This window comes from Streptomyces sp. NPDC059247, assembly GCF_042754005.1.
Lineage (GTDB): Bacteria > Actinomycetota > Actinomycetes > Streptomycetales > Streptomycetaceae > Streptomyces.
This window is the reverse complement of record NZ_JBHYZW010000003.1, coordinates 416,390-438,320: the sequence shown is the minus strand read 5'-3', so window position 1 is coordinate 438,320 and position 21,931 is coordinate 416,390. Positions and strand designations below refer to the sequence as shown.

The window sequence follows — 21,931 nt, the reverse complement described above, 5'->3', positions numbered from 1 at the left end:
ATGTGCGCTCGTCGCCGGTCCTCGATGACCAGGCGGCGGCTGGTGTCCGGCCGCTTATTTTCGGCCCTGTGGTGGGGGCCCTGTCCTGCCGAGAACCCATCTTCGCACTTGTTGACGGCGGACGGGACGCGGGGCCGGTGTGTGAGACCGGCCTCTCGTCCGTACGCAGGGGTTGTCAGCTGGTACGAATGTGCGGATTTCGTCGTGGGCGAACGGTACGGCCCCGGGGACGCCGTCCCCGGGGCCGTACCGTCAGCGCTTCGCTCAGACCTCGCCGGCCGCCGTGCGCTCGGCCAGCTTCACCAGGGTGCGCACCGAGGAGCCGGTGCCGCCCTTGGGGGTGTAGCCGTACGGCGCGCCCTCGTGGTAGGCCGGGCCCGCGATGTCCAGGTGCGCCCAGGTGATGCCCTCGCCCACGAACTCCTGGAGGAAGAGACCGGCGACCAGGCCGCCGCCCATCCGCTCGCCGATGTTCGCCATGTCGGCGGTGGGGGAGTCCATGCCCTTGCGCAGGTCCGCGGGGAGCGGCATCGGCCAGGACGCCTCGCCGACCTCGTCCGCGATCTCGTGGATCGCGGTGCGGTAGTCGTCGTCGTTGGCCATGATGCCGAAGGTGCGGTTGCCGAGCGCCAGGACCATGGCGCCGGTCAGGGTCGCCACGTCGACGATCGCGTCCGGGTTCTCCTCGGACGCCTTGGTCAGCGCGTCGGCGAGGACGAGCCGGCCCTCGGCGTCGGTGTTCAGGACCTCGACGGTCTTGCCGCTGTACATGCGCAGCACGTCGCCCGGGCGGGTGGCGGAGCCGGACGGCATGTTCTCGGCGAGGGCGAGCCAGCCGGTGACGTTGACCTCCAGGCCGAGGCGGGCCGCCGCGACGACGGAGGAGAACACGGCGGCGGCACCGCTCATGTCGCACTTCATCGTCTCGTTGTGCCCGGCCGGCTTCAGGGAGATGCCGCCCGAGTCGTAGGTGATGCCCTTGCCGACCAGGGCCAGGGTCTTCTCCGCCTTCGGGTGGGTGTAGGCGACGCGGACCAGGCGCGGCGGGTTCTCGGAGCCCTTGCCGACGCCCAGGATGCCGCCGTAGCCGCCCTTGGCGAGCGCCTTCTCGTCGAGCACCTGGACCTTCAGGCCGTGCTCCTTGCCCGCGGCCTGGGCGGCGGCGGCGAACGCGGCCGGGGTCAGGTCGTTCGGCGGCATGTTGATCAGATCGCGGGCGCGGTTGATCTCCTCGGCCACGGCCAGGGCGCGCTCGGCGGCGGCCTTGTGGGCCTTGTCGCGCGGCTTGGCGCCGAGCAGGGCCACCTCGCCCAGCGGCTTCTTGGCGTCCTTGCCGGCCTCCTGGTACGCGGTGTAGGCGTACGCGCCCAGCAGGGCGCCCTCGGCGACGGCACCGGCGTCCTCGGCGGCGGCGATCGGCAGCGCGAACGCGGCCTTCTTCGTACCGGTCAGGATGCGGGCGGCGGTGCCCGCCGCACGGCGGAGGACCTCGGCGCCGTAGGACTCGCCGTCCTCGGGCGCGGAGCCCAGACCGACGGCGAGGACGACGGGAGCCTTGAGGCCGGCGGGGGCGGGCAGCTTCGTCGCCTCTCCCTCGGCACCCGAGGCGCCCAGGGTCTCCAGGACGTCGGCGAGCCGGCCTTCGAAGGCCTTGTCGACGGCCTCGGCGCCCGGGGCGACGACCAGCGCCTTCCCGGACTTCGCGACGCCGACGACGAGGACGTCGGCGCGCAGCGTCGCCGCACCGGCAGTGCTGAGAGTGAGAGCAGTCACGGTGGTGAAATCTCGCTTCCATTGAGTTCTGTGGCGGTCGAGGGATGGGCCGACCGTGCCCGCCGCATCGTATTTCGGCCCGAAGAGCGCCGAGAACGAGCCTACGCTCGCGTGCCCGGTTCGCTCACGGCGGCGTTGGTTCACTCGTCCGTGATGTCTCTTTCATGTTTACCGTCCGGGCTCGGGGCGCTCCCGCGCACATGCCTCATTCGCGCGGGGGCGGCACGCGCGTCCTCGCACCATCTGCGGCGTCTCCACGGGCCCTCCGCCCCCGTCCCGGACGCGGAAGGTCCCGCCGAGGGGGGATCTCCCCCGGTGCACTCCGGCCGAATCCGTACGCCGGGAACCAGGCCCCGCGCCCGCCGGGGCTCCCGCGCCGGACCCCGTACGTCCCGGATCGCCGCGCTCGCCACCGCCGCCCCGCTCGCCACCCCACCGCGCCGTCCGCGCAGGCCCGGCGTCCCGGACCGGCATCACCGACCTCACCCGCCTCACCGGCCTCGTCGTCGGCGGCGGGGCGGCGGGTTCGGGGCGATCGCCGTCGAGCCGAAGGGCCCCGGTGTCCCGTACCGCCGGATCGGCCCGGACGACGGGCACCGGCCGGTGCCGGGCACCGCCTTCCCCGGCGACCCCTCCGACAGCGCGACCGGGCGCCCCCGCGCCGAGTGCCGGGGGGATCGTCCCGCCCCACGGGACCGCCCTCGGCGACGGCTCCGCCGAGCGGACCGCCCTCAGGGCGTACGAACGGACCTTCGGGATTCCGCAGGTCGACGCCCGCACTTGGGCGCACCCCGGCGTCGGACTCGACCGCACCGGCCGGTCCGGCGTCCTCGACGGCATCACGACGGGCGCCACCACCGCCGGGAGGGCGGGCCCCTTCGGCCGTCCGGAACCCTCACCTCCGAGGGCAACGCCCCTTCGGGCGGCGGGAGTCACGGCTGTACGGGCCGCCCCGCACCGGCTGCCTCGGCGTCCCCGTCGAGGGTGGCGGCCGGGCCCGGCTCCCGAGTGGGCGCACCGCCGACGGGCGCCGCGAACCCGTCGTCACCTCCGACCGCGACCGGTACCGGCGGCAGTTCCGGGCCCCCCGCCCGGAGCATCGCCGAACGGACAGCCCAGGGTGCCCACTTCGGCCGGAGCCGCGACCGCCCCTCCGCCCGCGCCGACGACGTCCTCGGCCCGTCGCGGGAACGGTACGCGCCGGGCCGCGGCGCCAAGTCCGCCGAGCCCGCCCGGAGTACGGCCCCGGAGCGGCCACGCCCCGGTCCGGCCCGGGGTCAGCCCAGGGTCAGCGCCACCAGGGCCACCGTCGCCGCCGTCTCCTCAAGGGCGCCGAACACGTCCCCCGTGACCCCGCCGAAGCGGCGCACGCACCGGCGGAGCAGCAGCGCCGCCGCGCCCATCGCGGCTCCCGCCGCCAGGACCTGGTGGACGGCGTCGTACGAGGAGAACAGCAGGCCCGTCGCCGCGCAGAGGACCAGGACCAGCGCGGTCGTGAGGGTCGCGGAGCGGACCGGGACCGTGGCGGCGACGATCGCGCCGAGGCCCTCCGGGCGGGCCGCGGGGACGCCGTGCCGGGAGGCGTGGGTGAGGGTGAGCCGGGCGACGACCGCCGCGAGGACCGTCCCGGCGGCGCCCTGCGCCCAGCCCTCCCCGTACAGCTCGAAGAGCGCGGCGACCTGGGCGAGGAGCACCAGGACCAGGGTGATGACCCCGAACGGGCCGATGTCCGACTGCTTCATGATGCGCAGCGCGTCCTCGGCGGGCTTGGCGCTGCCGAGGCCGTCGGCGGTGTCGGCGAGCCCGTCGAGGTGGAGGCCGCGGGTGAGGGCGGCGGGTACGGCGGTGGTGGCGACGGCGGCGAGCAGTGGGCCGGAGCCGAGCAGCAGGAAGGCGCTGCCGAGGGTGGCCGCGCAGACCCCGACGGCGAGCCCGGCGACCGGGGCGCAGAGCATCCCGGCGCGTGCCGCGTCCCGGTCCCAGCGGGTGATGCGGGCGGGGAACACGGTGAGGGTGCCGAAGGCGAAACGCAGGCCGTCCATCCGGGCAGGGTAATCGTCGGACCCGGACGGTAGATTGCGCATACGGCTCATTTCGGATCGGGGTGGCATGGGTCACTGGTTCGCCCGCAACATCGTCGAGCCCGGGAAACTCCCGACGCTCCTGGCGCTGACCTCGTTCGTTGTGACCTTCCTGGTCACCCGGGCGGTCACCCGGCTCATCCGGGCGGGCAAGGGACCTTTCCGAAACGTTTCTTCTGGAGGGCTCCACATCCATCACGTCGTGCCCGGCGTGGTGCTCACCGTGCTCGGCGGGTTCGGCGCCGTGGGCAGCGACCGGCACGGTCCCGGCGCCGCCGTCTTCGCCGTGGTCTTCGGGATCGGTGCGGGTCTCGTCCTGGACGAGTTCGCGCTGATCCTGCACCTCGACGACGTCTACTGGAGCGAGGAGGGCCGCCAGAGCGTCGAGGTCGTGGTGCTCACCGCGGCCCTGGTGCTGCTGGCCCTCAGCGGCTTCTCGCCGCTCGGCGTCGACGACATGACCGCCGAGGAGCGCACCGACCGGACCACCTTCGTCCTGACCCTGACGATCAACTTCCTCTTCGTCCTGGTCACCCTGGTGAAGGGGAAGTTCCGGATGGCCCTGATCGGGACCCTGGTCCCGTTCGTCGCGGTCGTCGGGGCCGTCCGGCTCGCCCGCCCCGGCTCCTGGTGGGCCCGCCGCCTCTACCCCCGCCGCCACCGGGCGCGCGCCCGCTCCCTGGTCCGCGCGTACCGCCACGACAAACGCTGGACCAAGGTCAGGCGCCGTTTTCAGGACGTGATCGGCGGCTTCCAGGAACGGGTCCCCGGGCGGGGCTCCTCGTCGTCCTGACCCGGCCCGCGCCGACGGCGGTCCCAGCCGCGCCGGACGGCGATCAGGACCAGGACGGCGGCGATGGCCGCCAGATGCTCCTTGCCCGCCAGGTTCGGCTTGACGATCACTTCCACGACCATCGCGAGCACCACCAGCGCGCCCGTCCAGCGGGCCCGCAGCCGCCAGCAGACGTACACCGCGAGCCCCACCACGGCGGCCGAGGGGCCGGTGTCCACGACCCGCGCGTCCGAGGCGGGCAGCCCGAGCGGCCCGTCGGGGCCCAGGGCGATGCCCAGACGCGCGTACAGCGTCCCGGCGAGGGTCGCCAGATAGGCGACGGCCAGGGTCCGCCACCGGCCGAGGCAGATCTCGGCGATCCCGAAGACCAGCAGGATCTGGGCGAGGGCGCCCCACACGGGCAGGTCGAGCGCCGGGACGAAGAGCGAGAGCGGGGTGCGCAGCAGCGAGAGCCACAGCGGGTCCTCGGCCCGTACGGAGCCGATGGCCTGGACCGGCTGATAGCCCCAGTCCTGGTTCTGGACGAGCTGGAAGAGAGCGGTCAGACAGACGGCGGTCAGGGTCATCGGCACCGCCCGCCACCCACGGGCGGCCAGCGCCGCGCGCACCGTGCCGAACAGCGGGCCCCACTCGCGGCGGACGAAGCCCCGGACGCCGGACCGGCTCAACGGCCGCTCTCCAGATGTCGGCGGTGCAGCCACTTCGGAAGCCCCGGGGCCTCCAGGAATCCTTCCGCGCGACCGGCCGCGAGGCCGATGCGCAGCAGGTCCGCACTCTTCTCGAAGAGCATGAATCGGGGCTCCCAGATCGGTCGGTACTTGGCGTTGGCGCGGTACAGCGACTCGATCTGCCACCAACGGGAGAAGAAACTGAGCAGGGAACGCCACATGCGCAGCACGGGTCCCGCTCCGAGCTTCGAGCCGCGTTCGAAGACGGAACGGAACATCGCGAAGTTCAGTGAGACCTGAGTGATCCCGATCTCCTTCGCCCGCTGGAGCAGCTCGATGACCATGAACTCCATCAGGCCGTTCTCGGAGTCGCGGTCGCGGCGCATCAGATCGAGGGAGAGCCCCTCAGGGCCCCACGGCACGAAGGACAGCACGGCCCGCAGCTCGCCCTCGGCGGCCTCCTCCCCGGCGCCGCCGGTCCCGGCGTCCCGGCACTCCAGCATCACGCAGCGGCCGTCGTGGGGGTCGCCGAGGCGGCCGAGGGCCATCGAGAAGCCGCGCTCGGTGGCGCCGTCCCGCCAGTCGTCGGCCTTCCGCAGCAGCTCGGCCATCTCGTCGGCCGGGATGTCCTCGTGGCGGCGGACCCGGACCTCGTACCCGGCCCGCTTCACCCGGTTGTACGCCTGCCGCACGGTCCGCATGGCCCGCCCGTCCAGGGTGAACTCGTCGGTCTCCACGATCGCCTCGTCGCCCAGTTCCAGGGCGTCGAGGCCGTGCCGGGCGTAGATCGTGCCCGCCTCCTCGCTCGCCCCCATCACCGCCGGGATCCAGCCGTGCTCCCGGGCCTCGGCGAGCCAGGGCTCGATGGCCCCGGGCCAGGCCTCGGGATCGCCGATCGGATCGCCGGAGGCCAGCGACACCCCGCCGACCACCCGGTAGGTGACGGCGGCCTTCTCGCTCGGCGACCACACCACGCTCTTCTCGCGGCGCAGCGCGAAGTAGCCGAGGGAGTCCCGCTCCCCGTACTTGTCGAGCAGGGCCCGCAGCCGCTCCTCGTCCGCCTCGGTCAGCGGGTCGACGGCCCGGCGGGAGCGGAAGGCGGCGAACAGCACCGCGAAGAGCAGCAGCGTGGACAGCACGTTGATGGTGACGTCCACCCAGCCGGGGGTGTGGATGTCGGGGAAGCGGGAGTCGCCGGAGGAGGCCAGGGTGACGAGCCGCATCACGCCGTACCGCCAGCGCTCCAGGAACCCGGGATGGGCGGAGGAGGTGTTGGTGACGGTGACGAGGAAGGCGGCGACCAGCGAGGTGACGAGCAGCCCGCCGACCGCGACGGCCCCCGCGAGGAGCGGGTTGGAACGGTCGCCCTTCGCGTAGAACTCCTTGCGGCCGAGGAGCAGCGCGAGCACGAAGGCGGCGGTCAGGACCAGCGAGATCCAGTTCTGGGTGTGCTGCCGGATCTCCGGGAGGAACATCACCAGCGCGAACAGCAGCAGGAACAGGCCGCTCAGCACGAGGTTGAGGATCCACGCGGCCCGCTTGCGGCGCCGCATGGTGATCGCCAGGAAGAGCGTGAAGACCCCCGAGGCGAAACCCGCCGTGAGCATGTACGGGGTGAAGAAGTCGGCCTCGTTGTGACGGCGCAGGTCCTGTCCGAACGACACCCAGACGGCGCTCAGGAAATTGATGAACGTGACGGCGCGCAGGTACCAGACGGCGAACGCGGCGGCGCGCCGCGACCGGGCGCTGGTGCCCCTGGGCGCTCCTTCGGCGGACAAACGGACCTCTCCCATAAAAAGCGATCATATGGGGCGCCGCTGGTCATGCGGCGACGCCGGAGACGGCCGCGCGCGCGTCGCGCGGAGCCGTCCCGGTGCCGCCCGGTCCGCCGCTCCCCGTCAGTCGCCGGAGTCGTCCCCGGCACCGTCCACGTCGTCCGGAGCGGTCGGGTCCGGACGTTCGGGCAGCTCCGCGGCGAGTGCCGCCGCGGCCCTGACGAGGGGAAGCGCGAGCAGAGCCCCGGTTCCCTCACCCACATGGACGCCGTGGTCCAGCAGAGGGTTGAGCGCCATCCGGTCCAGCGCCTTCGCCTGCGCGGGCTCCCCGCTCAGCTGGCCCGCCAGCCACCAGTCCGGCGCCCGGAACGCAGCCCGCTGCGCCACCAGCGCACAGGCCGCCCCGACCACACCGTCCAGGATCACCGGCATCCGACGCACCGAGGCCTGCAGCAGGAAACCGGTCATCGCCGCCAGGTCCGCCCCGCCGACCGCCGTGAGCAGCTCCAGCTGATCGCCCAGGACCGGCCGGGCCCGCCGCAGCGAGTCCCGGACCGCCGCGCACTTGCGCATCCACGCCAGGTCGTCGATGCCCGCGCCGCCCCGGCCCGTCACCACGGACGCGTCCGTCCCGCACAGGGCCGCGATCAGCGTGGCCGCCGGAGTCGTCCCGCCGACGCTCAGATCGCCGAGCACCACCAGATCGGTGCCCGAGTCCGCCTCCTCGTCGGCGATCGCGACACCGAGCCGGACGGCCGCCTCGGTCTCCTCGACCGTCAGCGCGTCCTCCACGTCGATCCGGCCGCTGCCGCGCCGCACCCGGTGCCGTGTGACGTCGGCGGGCAGCAGCGCCGGATCGCAGTCCAGACCGGCGTCCACCACCCGCACCGGCACGTTCGAGACCCGGGCCAGCACCGCGACCGGGCTCTCCCCGTCCAGGACGGCCCGCACCAGCTCGTGGGCGGTGCCCGCCGCCCGGCCCGACACATCGAGCGAGGCGATCCCGTGATCGCCCGCGAAGAGCACCACCTTCGGCTGCTCGACCGCCCGCACCTTGACGGAGGACTGCGCGGCCGACAGCCACTCCCCGAGCTCGTCGAGCCGCCCGAGCGCCCCCGGCGGCACGGCCAGCCGCTGGCGGCGCTCCTCGGCGTCGCGCCGGACGCCGCCGTCGGCGCGCTCGATCAGATCGGAGAAGTCGTCCAGATTCACGGGTTCCGCCTTGTGACTGTCAGCCGGGGCCATCGGTGCTCGCACCCTACCCGCGCAGCACGAACGGCTGACCGGCGACCACGAGCAGCACCTCCTCGCACTCGTCGGCGAAGGCCGCGTTCAGCCGCCCCAGCTCGTCCCGGAACCGGCGCCCGGCAGCCGTCGCGGGCACCACCCCCGAACCGACCTCGTTCGTCACCGCCACCACCGTCCTGCGGGTCGCCCGCACCGCCGCCACCAGTTCCGCCGTCCGCTCCCGCAGCGCCTCGCGCCCGCCGGAGTCCCACGCCGCGTCGTCCCAGGCGTCCACCCGGTCCATGGCGTCCGTGAGCCACAGCGACAGACAGTCCACGAGCAGCGCGGGCCCCTCCCCGTCGAGCAGCGGCACCAGGTCGCAGCTCTCGGCGGTCCGCCAGGACGCGGGCCGCCGCTCCCGGTGCAGCCCCACCCGTTCCGCCCACTCCCGGTCGCCCTCCCGGCCGCCGCCCGTCGCCACGTACAGCACCTCGGGGAAGGTCTCCAGACGCCGCTCGGCCTCCACGGACTTCCCCGACCGCGCCCCGCCCGTCACCAGGGTCCGGCGGGGCACGTCCGGCACCTCGTGGTACTCGCCCACGTACAGCGTCGTCCCGTCCGGCACCGCCCGCGCGCCCGCCGAGGCGAGCCGCCGGTCCAGTTCGGGGCCGGTCGGCCCGTCGTGGTCCAGGTGCACCGCGATCACCTCGGTCGCCGGGCCCACCGCGCCGGTCGCCCGCAGCCGGGCCAGCGCGTCCGGGCGGCCCGTCACATCGGCGACGACCATGTCGTACGGCGTCCGGTGCCCGTCCGGGAGACCGGCCGGGGCGCCGCCGGGCGGCAGGTACAGCAGCCGCTCGCCGTCCGCCGACACCACCTCGTACCCGGTGCCGGGGGAGTCCATCGCGACCGCCCGCACCCGGTGGCCGGAGATCAGGGTCAGCTCCCGCCCGTCCGGCACCCGGCCCGCGACGGGCAGCCCGGCGGGCACCTCCACGGCGGGCCCGTCGTGCGGATGCGTCAACAGCACCTGCCGCACCCCCACGAGCGAGTGACCCGCGCGGGCCGCCGCGAGCGCGGCCCCCGGGGTCAGGTCCAGCAGCAGGGCCCCGTCCACGAGCAGCGACGTCGCCGCGCGGACCCGGGGGCCCCGGGAGAGCGCGCACACGGCGCAGGGACAGCCGGGACGGGGGAGTCCGAGCGGGGCGCCGGTGCCGAGCAGAGTCAGTTCCACCCTCAGATCCTCCCGCGCCACCGCGAGCGGTGCGCGCCCGGCTACGCTGCGGGCAGGAAACCGATCATCCGGTGAGCGCCAGGAGGCGTACATGGCATGGACGTGGCGGTTCGAGAAGACCGACGGCACCGAGGTCGAGCCGGTGGTGACCCCCGAGGAGTTCCCCACCCAGGGCGACGCGGAGAGCTGGATCGGGGAAAACTGGCGTGACCTGCTGGGCGGCGGCGCCGACCAGGTGACCCTGTCGGAGGACGGCACCAAGATCTACGGCCCGATGCCGCTGGACGCCGAGGGCTAGGACGGTCCGGGCGAGATCCGGAGCCCCCGCCCCGGCGAGCCCCACCGAACGAGGTCCGCCCCCGGAACCCCCGGGGGCGGCCGAAAGAGGGACGGCCCCGAGCCTCCAGGGACCAGGGGGACGGGACTCCCGGCGGCCTCCGGGGAGACGGGCGCTGAGGGGCACGGCCCCGGGCCCGGCACTCCTCAGGGGGCACGGAATCACGGCCCCGAGCCCGTACGGCCTCCAGAGGTACGGGGAGCCGGGCGCGGGCCCGGTGACCCCAGGGGCGCCCGCCCGAGCCCGGCGGCCTCCGGGACCGCACGCGCTCCGGCCACGGGCGCCCGCCCCGCTACATCTCCCCGAGCGTCACCTCGGTCTTGAGCGTCTGCGTCCCCCGGACGTACGTCGTGGCCACCTTGTCACCGGGCTTCATCGAGGCCAGGGCCTCGGACAGGGAGGTGATCGTGGTGATGTCGGTGTCCCCGAGCCGGGTGATCACATCGCCGGGCTTCAGGCCCGCCTTGCCCGCCGCGCCGTCGGCCGGAGCCTCGACCACGGCGACCCCGGCGGGTTCGTAGTCGTCGTTCACCACCGTGCGGCCGGTGACGTTCAGGGCCGCCCGGCCGGAGTCCGTCACCCGGCCGTCCTTGATGATCTGGTCCGCGACCGTCCGCACCATCGACGCGGGGATCGCGAAGCCGATGCCGGGCGCCGAGCCGCCGCCCAGCTCCGGGTCGGTCGCCGCGAGCGTCGGGATGCCGATGACCTCGCTGTCCAGGTTCACCAGGGCGCCCCCGCTGTTGCCGGGGTTGATCGCCGCCGACGTCTGCACCATGTTCGGGATGGTCGCGCCCGTGCCGCCACCGGCCCGTCCCTCGCTGACCGTGCGGCCGGTCGCCGAGACGATGCCCTGGGTCACGCTGCCGGACAGTCCGAGCGGGGAGCCCATCGCCAGGACGATCTGCCCCATGTCGACGGCGGCCGAATCACCGAACTTCGCCGCCTTCAGGCCCTGCGGCAGGGTGTCCAGCTTGATCACCGCGAGGTCCTGCTCGGGGTAGGAGGAGACCAGCTGGGCGCTGATCGCCTGCCCGCCGGTGGCGGCGGTGACCTTGAAGGTCTTCTCCTCGCCGATCACGTGCGCGTTGGTGACGATGTGCCCCTTGTCGTCGTAGACGACACCCGAACCGAGGCTGTCGGAGGCGTCGATCTGCACCACCGACGGCAGGACGTTCTTGATGACCGCCTCGTAGTCGGACTGGAGGTCGTTGGCGACGAGCGGCGCCGCCGCCTGTGTGGCGCGCTCGGGCGCGCTCGCCCGCTCGCCGGAGGAGCAGCCGCCGACGAGCGCGGCGGCACAGGCGGCGGCGGTCAGGGGGAGGAGACGGCGAGGAGTACGGGCGTGGGCACGGGATACGTCCATGTCCGGAGTATCCGTTCCGCCCCGCCCCCCGGCCCGGCGAGCGCATCCGATCAGGGGGAACCGAGCACGTTCGACCCGGAGACCCGGAGACCCGGAGACCCGGGGAAGGACCACGGACCGGGCGACGGCCGACCGGGAGACCCGGTGCGGGCGCGCCGACCCGGGATGCCGGGCCCGGGGTGTCGGGCCCGGTGGGCCGGGCCGGAGGCGGGAACCGGGCCGTCGGGTCAGGAGGCGGATCAGGGTGCCGGCCCGGGTTCGGCCCGGGTACGACGGGGGTTCGGCCGGGGGTCAGCCCCGGACCCCGCACAGGTGCAGCAGGGACGCCATCCGCCGGTACGGGTCCGTGCGGCCCGCCCGGTCCTCGGCGGCGAGCAGCCGGTCGAGCTCCTCGGCGGCGGGCAGACCCGCCTCGGCCGGGACGCCGTCCGTGAAGACCCGCACCCCGTACCAGGCGTGCAGCGGCGCGGCGATCCCCGCCAGCGTCGCCATCAGCGCGTCGAGCCGGTCGGCCCGCACCTTCACGCCGTTGTCGTCCGTGTAGACGTCCGAGTCGAAGCCCGCGAGCGCCCCGGACCAGTCACCGGCGAGCCCCGGCCGCATCGCCAGGGCCTCCGCGTTCCGTACGACCAGGGACAGCAGGCCCCCGGGGGCCAGCATCCGGGCCAGGCCGGCGAGCAGCGCGTCGGGCTCGTCCGCGTACATCAGCACACCGTGGCAGAGGACCACGTCGAAGCTGCCGGGGAGGAAGTGGACCCCGGTCTCGCGTCCGTCGCCCTCGATCAGCCGGACCCGCTCACGGATCCCGGCGGGCTCGGTCGCCAGCGAGGCCCGGGCCGCCTTCAGCAGACCGGGATCGGCTTCGAGGCCGGTGACGGTGTGGCCCGCGCGGGCCAGCCGCAGCGCCTGCGCGCCCTGTCCCATGCCCGCGTCGAGGACCCGCAGCCGCTGCCCGACCGGGTAGCGGCCGGATATCTGCTCGTCCACCTGCCGGGCGACTATCTCCTGCCGGATGGTGTCGCGCAGCCCGCCGGTCCCGACCGGCCAGTGCGCGACGACGGGCAGCACCGGCCCGCCGTTCTCCGACGTGACCGCACCGGAAGCGGGCACGCCGGACTCCGAACTGTCGGCGCTCAGGGCCGCTCTCCGCGCTTGACCTGCGGCTTCGGCAGTCGCAGTCGGCGCATCTGGAGCGTACGCATCAGGCCGTAGGCCACCGCGCCGCGCTTCGGCTGGTCCGGGAAGCGCTCGTTCAGCTGCTTCCGCAGCCGGAGCCAGATGCCGACCGAGTCGATGACGATCAGGATGATCACACCGAGCCACAACAGCAGCGAGATGTTCTGCAGCGCCCGGTTGGCGTTGCCGAACAGCGACAGCACGAGGATCACCACGGCCATCGGCAGGAAGTACTCGGCGATCGCGAACCGCGAGTCGACGAAGTCGCGCACGAAGCGGCGGACCGGACCCTTGTCGCGGACGGGCAGGTAACGCTCGTCGCCGCTCGCCAGCGCGTCGCGCTGACGGGCCAGGTCCGAGCGGCGGGCCTCGCGCTGGCGCTTGTTGGCCTCCTTGCGGTCGGTCGGCACCGTCGCGGCGCGTCGGCGCTGGCTCTGCGCCTCGCTCCGCTTCGGCGTCGGGCGGCCCTTGGGGGCCTCGGGGTCGCGGGGCTGGCTGGTGGAGAGGTCCGCCGTCACCTTGTCGGTGGGGGCCTTCTCGTCCTTCGAACGGCTACGGAACACAAAACCCAAGGGTACGGGGTGGTGGGCATGAACCCCATGCCGGGCGGGAACGATCCGCTAACGGAGTGCGTCTTCGGCGGTACGCACGGAGGGCGGACCTGGTCTTCCCCTAGATCCGTCTACTCCTTGCGCGGGAGGCGCCCGGGGACGCAGTCGTCCTTGGGGAGGAGCGCATCCGCCTCCGAACAGTGCGGTAATGGAGCCAGGGACCGTACTGTGGAACCTGTCGAAGAGCTGGACCCGTAGTCCGTCAGAAGGGGGCGCGCGAAGCCCATGAGCGGTGTGATGAAGCGTATGGGGATGATCTTCCGCGCGAAGGCGAACAAGGCCCTGGACCGGGCCGAGGACCCGCGCGAGACACTCGACTACTCGTACCAGAAGCAGCTGGAGCTGCTCCAGAAGGTACGGCGCGGCGTCGCCGACGTCGCCACCTCCCGCAAGCGGCTCGAACTCCAGCTGAACCAGCTGCAGGGCCAGTCCGCCAAGCTGGAGGACCAGGGCCGCAAGGCGCTCGCCCTCGGCCGCGAGGACCTGGCGCGTGAGGCGCTGTCCCGGCGCGCCGCGCTCCAGCAGCAGGTCAGCGACCTGGAGGTGCAGCACCAGACGCTGCAGGGCGAGGAGGAGAAGCTCACCCTCGCCGCCCAGCGGCTGCAGGCCAAGGTGGATGCCTTCCGCACCAAGAAGGAGACCATCAAGGCGACCTACACGGCGGCCCAGGCGCAGACCCGGATCGCCGAGTCCTTCTCCGGCATCTCGGAGGAGATGAGCGACGTCGGCCTCGCGATCCAGCGGGCCGAGGACAAGACCGCCCAGCTCCAGGCCCGTGCGGGCGCGATCGACGAGCTGCTCGCCTCCGGCGCGCTCGACGACCAGTCCGGGCTCGGCAAGGACGACATCCAGGCGGAACTGGACCGGCTCTCCGGCGGTACGGACGTCGAGCTGGAGCTCCAGCGGATGAAGGCGGAGCTGGCGGGCGGCCCGTCGGCGCAGCAGCAGGCGATCGAAGGCGGAGGTACGGCCGCGCCGCAGGACAGCCAGCAGCAGTCCCGCCCGCGCTTCGAGAAGTAGCCGACCGCTCTACGGCAGAACAGGACGCGTCATGATCGTACGGATCATGGGGGAGGGCCAGTGGAAGCTGGCCGACAGCCACCTCGCCGAGCTGAACGCGCTCGACGACGAGCTGCTCGCGGAGATGGAGTCGGGGGACGAGACCGGGTTCCGGCGCACGCTGGGCGGTCTCCTGGACGCGGTGCGCCGCCTCGGCGAGCCACTCGCCGACGACGCGCTCGAACCCTCGGAGCTGATCCTCCCGTCCCCTGACGCGTCCCTGCACGAGGTCAGGGAGATGCTCTCGGACGACGGCCTCATCCCGGGCTGACGAAGCCGGGGGCCGCCGGGACCAGGGCCGCCGGAATCCGGGAGCCCGGAACCCGGGCCGACGGAACCCGGGCTGACGAAGTCCGGGGCCGAAGGAATCCGGGTCGCCGGAACCCGGCCGACGAAGTCCGGGCCGCCGAGCGCAGGCCGCCGAGCACCGTGACCCATGGGGCCCGCCACTTCCCGAGGTGCCGGGCCCCGTCCCGTACCGCGACCGCCGAGCACCGTGACCCACCGGGGCCCGCCACCTCCCGAGGTGCCGGGTCCCGTCCCGTACCGCGCTCCTCCGCGTCTTGCCGGGTCACCTTCTCCGCCCGCGGGTGCCCCGGGCCGGGCTCCGCCGTGACACCGTCGCGTCGGGCTCCGGTCCCCCCGGGCCGCCGACTGCCCTCGGCCGTCCCCGGTCTCCGCCCGGCCGGGCCCCGGGGCCGTACGTCCACCGTCGGCCCGGACCCGCGACGCCCGCCCGGTCCCCGCCCGGTCCCCGCCCGGTCCCCGTCCCGTACCGTGCCTCCGCGTCTTGCCGGGCTCTTCGGTCACCCTCTCCGTCTGCGGATGCCCCGGCCGGGCTCCGCCGTGACACCGTCGTGTCGGCTCCCGGTCCCACCGGGCCGCCGACTGCCCTCGGCCGCCCCCGGTCTCCACCCCGCCGGGCCCCGGGGCCGTACGTCCACCGTCCGGCCCGGACCCGCGACGCCCGGTCCGCACGCCCGCCGCCCGGACCTGCCGGGCCCGGGTCCGTACGTCCACCACCCGGACCTGCCGGGCCTCGTCCCGGCCCCGCCCCGTGCCGGTCCGTCCGGTTCAGCCGGTCCGTCCGGTCCGTCCGGTTCGGCCGGGGCGCTCGACCCGTACCGTTTCCCCGTGACCTCCACCGGCACCCTTCTCGTCCGGCTCCGCGGCTGGTTCCGCGGGCATCCGCTCGCCTTCGACGCGTCGCTGGCGTTCGGCGTGCTCCTCTGCATGATCGCCGGGTCGCTGACCGGCCCGCACGGTGAGCCGGGCGGTCCGACGTTCGGCCGTCAGGTGCCCGGCGCGACCAGCGTGCTGATCATGGTCGCCGGGGCCGTCGCGCTCGTGCTGCGCCGCCGCTTCCCGCTCCGGGTCCTCGCCTTCACCGTCGCCGTCACCCTCGTGGAACTGATCGGCGACAGCCGCCCCGCCCCCGTCACGATGAGCGCCGTCGTCGCCCTCTTCACGGTCGCCGCCCGCACCGACCGGCCCACCACCTGGCGGGTCGGGCTCCTCACCATGGCGGTGCTGACCGTCGCCGCCATGGCCTTCGGCCCCACCCACTGGTACGTGCAGGAGAACCTCGGCGTCTTCGCCTGGACGGGCATGGCCGCCGCGGCCGGGGACGCCGTCCGCAGCCGCCGGGCCTTCGTCGACGCCATCAGGGAACGCGCCGAACGGGCCGAACGGACCCGGGAGGAGGAAGCGGGCCGCCGGGTCGCCGAGGAACGGCTGCGGATCGCCCGCGACCTCCACGACGTCGTCGCCCACCACATCGCCCTGGTCAACGTCCAGGCGGGCGTCGCCGCCCACGTCATGGACCGGCGCCCCGACCAGGCGAAGGAGGCCCTCGCGCACGTCCGCGAGGCCAGCCGCTCCGCCCTCGACGAACTGCGCGCCACCGTCGGCCTGCTGCGCCAGTCCGGCGACCCCGAGGCCCCCACCGAACCGGCCCCCGGCCTCGCCGTCCTCGACGGACTCCTCGACAGCTTCCGCAAGGCAGGGCTCCCCGTCGCCCTGGCCCGCGCCGACGGCGACGCCCCGCTGCCCGCGACCGTCGACCTGGCCGCGTACCGGATCGTGCAGGAGGCCCTGACCAACGTCCGCAAGCACGCGGGACCGGCCGCCGAGGCCGAGGTCAGCGTCGTACGGGTGGGCCGTACGGTCGAGATCACCGTCCTCGACAACGGCACGCCCCCCGCCGACCACGACCCCGCCCCCGGCGGCGGCCACGGTCTGCTCGGGATGCGCGAACGAGTCGGGGCGCTCGGCGGCACCCTCACCGCCGCCCCCCGGTACGGCGGCGGATTCCGGGTGCAGGCGATACTTCCCGTGACGTCCCGCACGGGGGAGGACACATGACGATCCGGGTAGTGCTCGCCGACGACCAGGCCCTGCTCCGCAGCGCCTTCAAGGTCCTGGTGAACTCCGAACCCGACATGGAGGTCGTCGGCGAGGCGGCGGACGGCGCCCAGGCGGTCGCCCTCGCCCGCTCGGAGCGCGCCGACGTCGTCCTGATGGACATCAGGATGCCGGGCACCGACGGCCTCGCCGCCACCCGCGCGATCACCGCCGACCCCGCCCTCTCCCACGTACGGATCGTCATGCTGACGACCTTCGAGGTCGAGGAGTACGTCGTGCAGTCGCTGCGCGCCGGAGCCTCCGGCTTCCTGGGCAAGGGCGCCGAGCCCGAGGAACTCCTCGGCGCGATCCGGATCGCGCACGCGGGCGAGGCGCTGCTCTCCCCGGTGGCCACCAAGGGCCTCATCGCCTCGTTCCTCGCGCAGGGCACCGGCACCGACCCCGCCGACCCGGCCGGCAGCGCCCGCGCCGGACGTCTCGGCGCCCTCACCGCCCGGGAGCGCGAGGTCCTCGTCCTGGTCGCGGGCGGTCTCTCCAACGACGAGATCGCGGACCGGCTCGACGTCAGCCCGCTCACCGTGAAGACCCACGTCAACCGCGCCATGGCCAAGCTCGGCGCCCGCGACCGGGCCCAGCTGGTGGTCACGGCGTACGAATCGGGACTGGTACGTCCGAGGGTGGAGTGACCGCGGGCCCCGGCGTACTGCGGACGCGGTATGCCCGGCATAAGGAAGTGGACCCGGGGGGCGAGGACTTCCGGCGTCCGATGGCAGATCGTATGGAAGGGGGGCACCTCCGGCGGATCCATCGGGTCCGGGCCGGGGCCTTGGCCGCTCCCGCCCGCCGACGAGTACGCCACAGAAGAGAGACCCCATGTCCTGGCTGTCCAGATTCAGCCTCGCGCAACGGGCCCTGATCGGGCTGATCTCCATCGTCGCCCTGGTGTTCGGGGCGATCGCGATACCGCAGCTCAAGCAGCAGCTGTTCCCCTCGATCGAGCTGCCGATGGTCTCGGTCCTCGCTCCCTACCCGGGCGCCTCTCCCGATGTGGTCGAGAAGCAGGTCGTGGAGCCGCTGGAGAGCAACCTGAAGGCCGTCGACGGCCTGAAGTCGTTCACCTCCACCGCCTCCGAGGGCATGGCCGTCGTCATGGCCTCCTTCGACTACGGCGACGAGTCCACCAAGCAGCTCGTCGCGGACGTCCAGCAGGCCGTCAACCGGGCCCGCGCCCAACTGCCCGACACGGTCGACCCGCAGGTCGTGGCCGGTTCGACGGACGACATCCCGACCGTCGTCCTCGCCGCCTCCGGCGGCAAGGACCAGCAGGCCCTCGCCGCCCTCCTGGAGCGGACCGTCGTGCCCGCCCTCGAAGGCATCGACGGCGTCGCCCAGGTCGCCGTCAGCGGCGTCCAGGACCTCCAGGTCTCCGTCACCCCCGACGAGGCGAAGCTCGCCGAGGCCGGGATCAGCTCCATGAAGCTCGCCGAGGCACTGCGCTCCGGCGGCGCGACCCTCCCGGCGGGCGCCTTCTCCGAGGCGGGCAAGAACCGCACGGTCCAGGTCGGCGGCGGCTACACCTCGCTGCGCCAGATCGAGGACCTCCGCATCCCCGCCGCCGTGCCCGGCCAGGGCAAGGCGGTCCGCCTCGGCGACGTGGCCACCGTCCGCCAGCAGGAGTCGCCGCGCGTCTCCCTCACCCGCACCAACGGCAAGCCCAGCCTCGCCGTCATGGCCACCATGGACAAGGACGGCAGCGCCGTCGCCATTTCCGACGCCGTCGAGAAGGCACTGCCCGACCTGCGCCGCGACCTCGGCGCGGGCGCCGAGCTGACCGTGGTCTCCGACCAGGGCCCGGCCGTCGCCAAGGCCGTCGCCGGTCTCACCACCGAGGGCGCCCTCGGTCTCGTCATGGCCGTCCTGGTGATCCTGGTCTTCCTGGCGTCGATCCGCTCCACCCTGGTCACCGCGGTCTCCATCCCGCTCTCGGTGGTCCTCGCCCTGATCGTGCTGTGGACCCGTGACCTCTCGCTCAACATGCTGACGCTCGGCGCGCTCACCATCGCCATCGGCCGGGTCGTCGACGACTCGATCGTGGTCCTGGAGAACATCAAGCGGCACCTGGGCTACGGCGAGGAGCGGCAGAGCGCGATCCTCACGGCGGTCCGCGAGGTCGCGGGCGCGGTCACCTCCTCGACCCTCACCACCGTCGCCGTCTTCCTGCCGATCGGCCTGGCCGGCGGCATGATCGGCGAACTGTTCGGCTCGTTCTCGCTGACGGTCACGGCGGCCCTGCTGGCCTCGCTGCTCGTCTCCCTGACCGTGGTCCCCGTCCTCTCGTACTGGTTCCTGCGCGCCCCCAAGGGCACCCCCGAGGACCTCGCGGAGGCCCGCAGGATCGCCGAGGAGAAGGAGGAGAAGAGCCGTCTCCAGCGCCTCTACGTGCCGGTCCTGCGGTTCGCGACCCGGCGCCGGGCGATGAGCCTGGCCATCGCGCTGGTCGTCCTCGTGGTCACCTTCGGCATGGCCCCGCTCCTGAAGACCAACTTCTTCGACCAGGGCGAGCAGGACGTCCTCACCATCCAGCAGGAGCTGGCGCCCGGCACCGGTCTCGACGCCTCCGACGCCGCCGCGAAGAAGGTGGAGAAGCTCCTCGCGGACACCGAGGGCGTCAAGGACTACCAGGTCAACATCGGCTCCTCCGGCTTCATGGCGGCCTTCGGCGGCGGCACCGGCACCAACCAGGCCACCTTCAAGGTCAGCCTGGCGGACTCCGGCGCGTACGAGAAGACCAAGGACGCCCTGGAGAAGGGCCTCGCCGCCCTCGACGGCATCGGTGACACCCGGCTGTCGGCCGGGGAGAGCTTCGGCGGCCAGGGCCTGAGCGTGGTCGTCAAGGCCTCCGACGCGGAGGTCCTGAAGAAGGCGTCCGAGCAGGTCCGCACGGCGGTCGCCGGGCTCAAGGACGTCACCGACGTGCAGAGCGACCTCTCGCAGTCCGTGCCCCGTATCTCCGTCCGGCCGAACGCCAGGGCGGCCGACGCGGGCTTCGACTCCGCCTCGCTCGGCATGATCGTGGCCCAGGCCGTCCGGGGCACCCCGGCCGCCAAGGCGGTCCTCGACGACACCGAGCGGGACGTCCTCATCACCACCGCCCGCCCGGTCGGCACCCTCGACGGGCTCAGGAACCTGCCGCTCGGCCCGGTGCGGCTGGGCGACGTCGCCACCGTCGAACTGGTCCCCGGCCCGGTGTCCATGACCCGGATCGACGGCGCCCGCGCCGCGACCGTCACGGCCAAGCCGCTCGGCGACAACACCGGCGCGGTCAGCAGCGCCCTCCAGTCGAAGATCAGCACCCTGGACCTGCCCGCGGGCGCCACCGCCACCATCGGCGGTGTCTCCGAGGACCAGTCCGAGGCCTTCCTCAACCTGTTCCTGGCGATGCTCGCGGCCGTCGCGATCGTCTTCATGCTGCTCGTGGCGACCTTCCGGTCGCTGATCCAGCCACTGATCCTGCTGGTCTCGATCCCGTTCGCGGCGACCGGCGCGATCGGTCTCCTGGTGGTCACCGACACCGCCATGGGCGTCCCGGCGATGATCGGCATGTTGATGCTCATCGGCATCGTCGTCACCAACGCCATCGTCCTGATCGACCTGATCAACCAGTACCGGGCCCAGGGCCTCGGAGTCGTCGAAGCGGTGGTCGAGGGCGGCAGGCACCGGCTCCGCCCGATCCTGATGACCGCCTTGGCGACGGTCTTCGCCCTGCTGCCGATGGCACTCGGCATCACCGGCGAGGGCGGCTTCATCGCCCAGCCGCTGGCCGTGGTGGTGATCGGCGGTCTGATCACCTCGACGCTGCTGACCCTGCTCCTCGTGCCGACGCTCTACGCGATGGTCGAGCTCCGCAAGGAGCGCCGCGCGGCGAAGAAGGCGGCGAAGAACGCGGAGAGGGAGGCGGAGAGGAAGAAGACGAAGGGCGACTCCGACGACCCCTTCGAGCATACGAGCACCGACGGGGTGATGGTCGAGGCGCTCGACCTGTGACCACGGCCTGAGGGCCCGCACGCCATGAGGAAGGGGCGCCCCGCGATCGCGGGGCGCCCCTTCCGCCGTGTCCGGCGATGTCCGGTGTCCGGTCTCCGACCGTGTCCGGGGAATCGTTACGGCAGGGCGAGCATCCGCTCCAGGGCGAGCTTCGCGAAGCCCTCCGTCTCCTTGTCGACCCGGATCTGGTTGACGAGGGTGCCCTCGGCCAGCGACTCCAGGGTCCACACCAGGTGCGGCAGGTCGATGCGGTTCATGGTCGAGCAGAAGCAGACCGTCTTGTCGAGGAAGACGATCTCCTTGCCCTGGTCGGCGTAACGGTTCGCCAGCCGCCGGACGAGGTTCAGCTCGGTGCCGATGGCCCAGGTGGAACCGGCCGGGGCCGCCTCCAGGGTGTTGATGATGTACTCGGTCGAGCCGACGTGGTCGGCGGCGGCCACGACCTCGTTCCTGCACTCCGGGTGGACCAGCACGTTCACCCCGGGGATGCGCGCGCGGACGTCGTTCACCGACTCCAGCGAGAAGCGCCCGTGCACCGAGCAGTGACCCCGCCACAGGATCATCTTCGCGGCGCGCAGCTCCTCGGCGGTCAGCCCGCCGCCCGGCTTGTGCGGGTTGTAGACCACGCAGTCGTCCAGGGACATGCCCATGTCGCGGACGGCCGTGTTGCGGCCCAGGTGCTGGTCGGGCAGGAAGAGGACCTGCTCGCCCTGCTCGAAGGCCCACTTCAGGGCCCGCTCGGCGTTGGACGAGGTGCAGATCGTGCCCCCGTGCCTGCCGGTGAAGGCCTTGATGTCGGCCGAGGAGTTCATGTACGAGACGGGCACGACCCGGTCGGCTATGCCCGCGTCGGTCAGCACGTCCCAGCACTCGGCGACCTGCTCGGCGGTGGCCATGTCGGCCATCGAGCAGCCCGCGGCGAGGTCCGGCAGGACGACCTTCTGGTCGTCGCCGGTGAGGATGTCGGCCGACTCGGCCATGAAGTGCACACCGCAGAAGACGATGTACTCGGCGGCGGGCCGGGCGGCCGCGTCGCGCGCGAGCTTGAACGAGTCGCCGGTGACGTCGGCGAACTGGATGACCTCGTCGCGCTGGTAGTGGTGGCCGAGCACGAAGACCTTGTCCCCGAGCTTCTCCTTGGCCGCGCGGGCGCGCTCCACCAGGTCCGGGTCGGAGGGCGACGGCAGATCGCCGGGACACTCCACGCCCCGCTCGCTCTTCGGGTCGGCCTCGCGGCCGAGGAGGAGCAGGGCGAGCGGCGAGGGCTGCACGTCGAGCTCAGTACGGGTCTGGGCCGTGGTCACGTCACGCACCCTTTCTTCGGGGAACCTTTTCGTCGAAATGACGCTATCTATCATAACCCCTTCACGTCACGCTGACGATGTCCATAGTGTCGATGTGACGAATTCGCCTTCCGGCTCCC

Annotated in this window: 17 protein-coding genes; 7 read left to right on the top strand and 10 right to left on the bottom strand. The window is 73.2% G+C overall.

The features are described 5' to 3' along the window. Positions 1 to 264 precede the first annotated feature (264 nt). Both ACFXGN_RS09010 and ACFXGN_RS09005 read right to left on the bottom strand, forming a co-directional pair. On the bottom strand, positions 265 to 1,773 hold the full coding sequence (locus tag ACFXGN_RS09010) for a leucyl aminopeptidase (RefSeq protein ID WP_384855418.1): 1,509 nt from the start codon (positions 1,771 to 1,773) through the stop codon (positions 265 to 267). Positions 1,774 to 3,050: 1,277 nt separating this feature from the next. Beyond that, entirely contained in the window at positions 3,051 to 3,815 is a 765-nt protein-coding gene (locus ACFXGN_RS09005; protein WP_384855415.1) for an adenosylcobinamide-GDP ribazoletransferase, read from the bottom strand. 67 nt (positions 3,816 to 3,882) lie between these two features. On the opposite strand from ACFXGN_RS09005, the gene ACFXGN_RS09000 reads away from it, so the two are divergent. After that, complete coding sequence (locus ACFXGN_RS09000; RefSeq protein ID WP_384855413.1) at positions 3,883 to 4,647, top strand: hypothetical protein; 765 nt, start codon at positions 3,883 to 3,885, stop codon at positions 4,645 to 4,647. Here the strand turns inward: ACFXGN_RS09000 and ACFXGN_RS08995 are convergent. The 4 genes from ACFXGN_RS08995 to ACFXGN_RS08980 form a co-directional block, all read right to left on the bottom strand. Beyond that, the gene (locus ACFXGN_RS08995; RefSeq protein ID WP_384855411.1) at positions 4,587 to 5,315 is read right to left on the bottom strand and encodes a hypothetical protein; all 729 of its coding nucleotides are present in this window, start codon (positions 5,313 to 5,315) and stop codon (positions 4,587 to 4,589) included. The genes ACFXGN_RS09000 and ACFXGN_RS08995 overlap by 61 nt on opposite strands. After that, complete coding sequence (locus ACFXGN_RS08990; RefSeq protein ID WP_384855409.1) at positions 5,312 to 7,108, bottom strand: phosphatidylglycerol lysyltransferase domain-containing protein; 1,797 nt, start codon at positions 7,106 to 7,108, stop codon at positions 5,312 to 5,314. Before ACFXGN_RS08990 ends, ACFXGN_RS08995 begins: the two co-directional genes overlap by 4 nt. Positions 7,109 to 7,213: 105 nt before the next feature. Next, entirely contained in the window at positions 7,214 to 8,302 is a 1,089-nt protein-coding gene (cobT, locus tag ACFXGN_RS08985) for a nicotinate-nucleotide--dimethylbenzimidazole phosphoribosyltransferase (protein WP_384855407.1), read from the bottom strand. Between the two features lie 46 nt (positions 8,303 to 8,348). Next, entirely contained in the window at positions 8,349 to 9,551 is a 1,203-nt protein-coding gene (locus tag ACFXGN_RS08980) for a bifunctional adenosylcobinamide kinase/adenosylcobinamide-phosphate guanylyltransferase (RefSeq protein WP_384855404.1), read from the bottom strand. A 91-nt stretch (positions 9,552 to 9,642) separates the two neighbouring features. Between ACFXGN_RS08980 and ACFXGN_RS08975 the strand changes: the two genes are divergently transcribed. After that, a complete protein-coding gene (locus ACFXGN_RS08975; RefSeq protein WP_366441541.1) occupies positions 9,643 to 9,849 on the top strand; it encodes a hypothetical protein in 207 nt (68 codons plus the stop codon). Positions 9,850 to 10,180: 331 nt separating this feature from the next. Here the strand turns inward: ACFXGN_RS08975 and ACFXGN_RS08970 are convergent, their stop codons facing one another. The 3 genes from ACFXGN_RS08970 to ACFXGN_RS08960 all read right to left on the bottom strand — a co-directional run bounded on the left by ACFXGN_RS08970 (position 10,181) and on the right by ACFXGN_RS08960 (position 12,993). Then, positions 10,181 to 11,254, bottom strand: a complete 1,074-nt coding sequence (locus tag ACFXGN_RS08970; protein ID WP_384855401.1) for a S1C family serine protease — start codon at positions 11,252 to 11,254, stop codon at positions 10,181 to 10,183. Positions 11,255 to 11,545: 291 nt separating this feature from the next. Then, positions 11,546 to 12,280 (bottom strand): class I SAM-dependent methyltransferase, encoded by a 735-nt coding sequence (locus ACFXGN_RS08965; protein ID WP_384855909.1) that lies wholly within the window; start codon positions 12,278 to 12,280, stop codon positions 11,546 to 11,548. Between the two features lie 107 nt (positions 12,281 to 12,387). Next, complete coding sequence (locus ACFXGN_RS08960; RefSeq protein ID WP_384855398.1) at positions 12,388 to 12,993, bottom strand: DUF3043 domain-containing protein; 606 nt, start codon at positions 12,991 to 12,993, stop codon at positions 12,388 to 12,390. A gap of 273 nt (positions 12,994 to 13,266) precedes the next feature. Here ACFXGN_RS08960 and ACFXGN_RS08955 point away from each other — a divergent pair, with 273 nt between their 5' ends. From ACFXGN_RS08955 to ACFXGN_RS08935, 5 genes are all read left to right on the top strand, one after another. Further along, positions 13,267 to 14,061 carry a PspA/IM30 family protein gene (locus ACFXGN_RS08955; protein ID WP_384855396.1) on the top strand — a complete coding sequence of 265 codons (795 nt, stop codon included), beginning with the start codon at positions 13,267 to 13,269 and terminating at the stop codon, positions 14,059 to 14,061. Between the two features lie 31 nt (positions 14,062 to 14,092). After that, positions 14,093 to 14,371 (top strand): hypothetical protein, encoded by a 279-nt coding sequence (locus tag ACFXGN_RS08950; RefSeq protein WP_384855393.1) that lies wholly within the window; start codon positions 14,093 to 14,095, stop codon positions 14,369 to 14,371. An 863-nt stretch (positions 14,372 to 15,234) separates the two neighbouring features. Further along, the gene (locus tag ACFXGN_RS08945; protein WP_384855392.1) at positions 15,235 to 16,464 is read left to right on the top strand and encodes a sensor histidine kinase; all 1,230 of its coding nucleotides are present in this window, start codon (positions 15,235 to 15,237) and stop codon (positions 16,462 to 16,464) included. Further along, positions 16,461 to 17,150, top strand: coding sequence for a response regulator (locus tag ACFXGN_RS08940; protein ID WP_384855389.1), 690 nt, complete (start codon positions 16,461 to 16,463; stop codon positions 17,148 to 17,150). Before ACFXGN_RS08945 ends, ACFXGN_RS08940 begins: the two co-directional genes overlap by 4 nt. Before the next feature lie 187 nt (positions 17,151 to 17,337). After that, a complete protein-coding gene (locus tag ACFXGN_RS08935; protein ID WP_384855386.1) occupies positions 17,338 to 20,508 on the top strand; it encodes an efflux RND transporter permease subunit in 3,171 nt (1,056 codons plus the stop codon). Between the two features lie 116 nt (positions 20,509 to 20,624). On the opposite strand, the gene nadA is transcribed toward ACFXGN_RS08935, so the two are convergent. Next, positions 20,625 to 21,821 carry a quinolinate synthase NadA gene (gene nadA / locus ACFXGN_RS08930; RefSeq protein ID WP_366441549.1) on the bottom strand — a complete coding sequence of 399 codons (1,197 nt, stop codon included), beginning with the start codon at positions 21,819 to 21,821 and terminating at the stop codon, positions 20,625 to 20,627. Positions 21,822 to 21,931 lie beyond the last annotated feature (110 nt).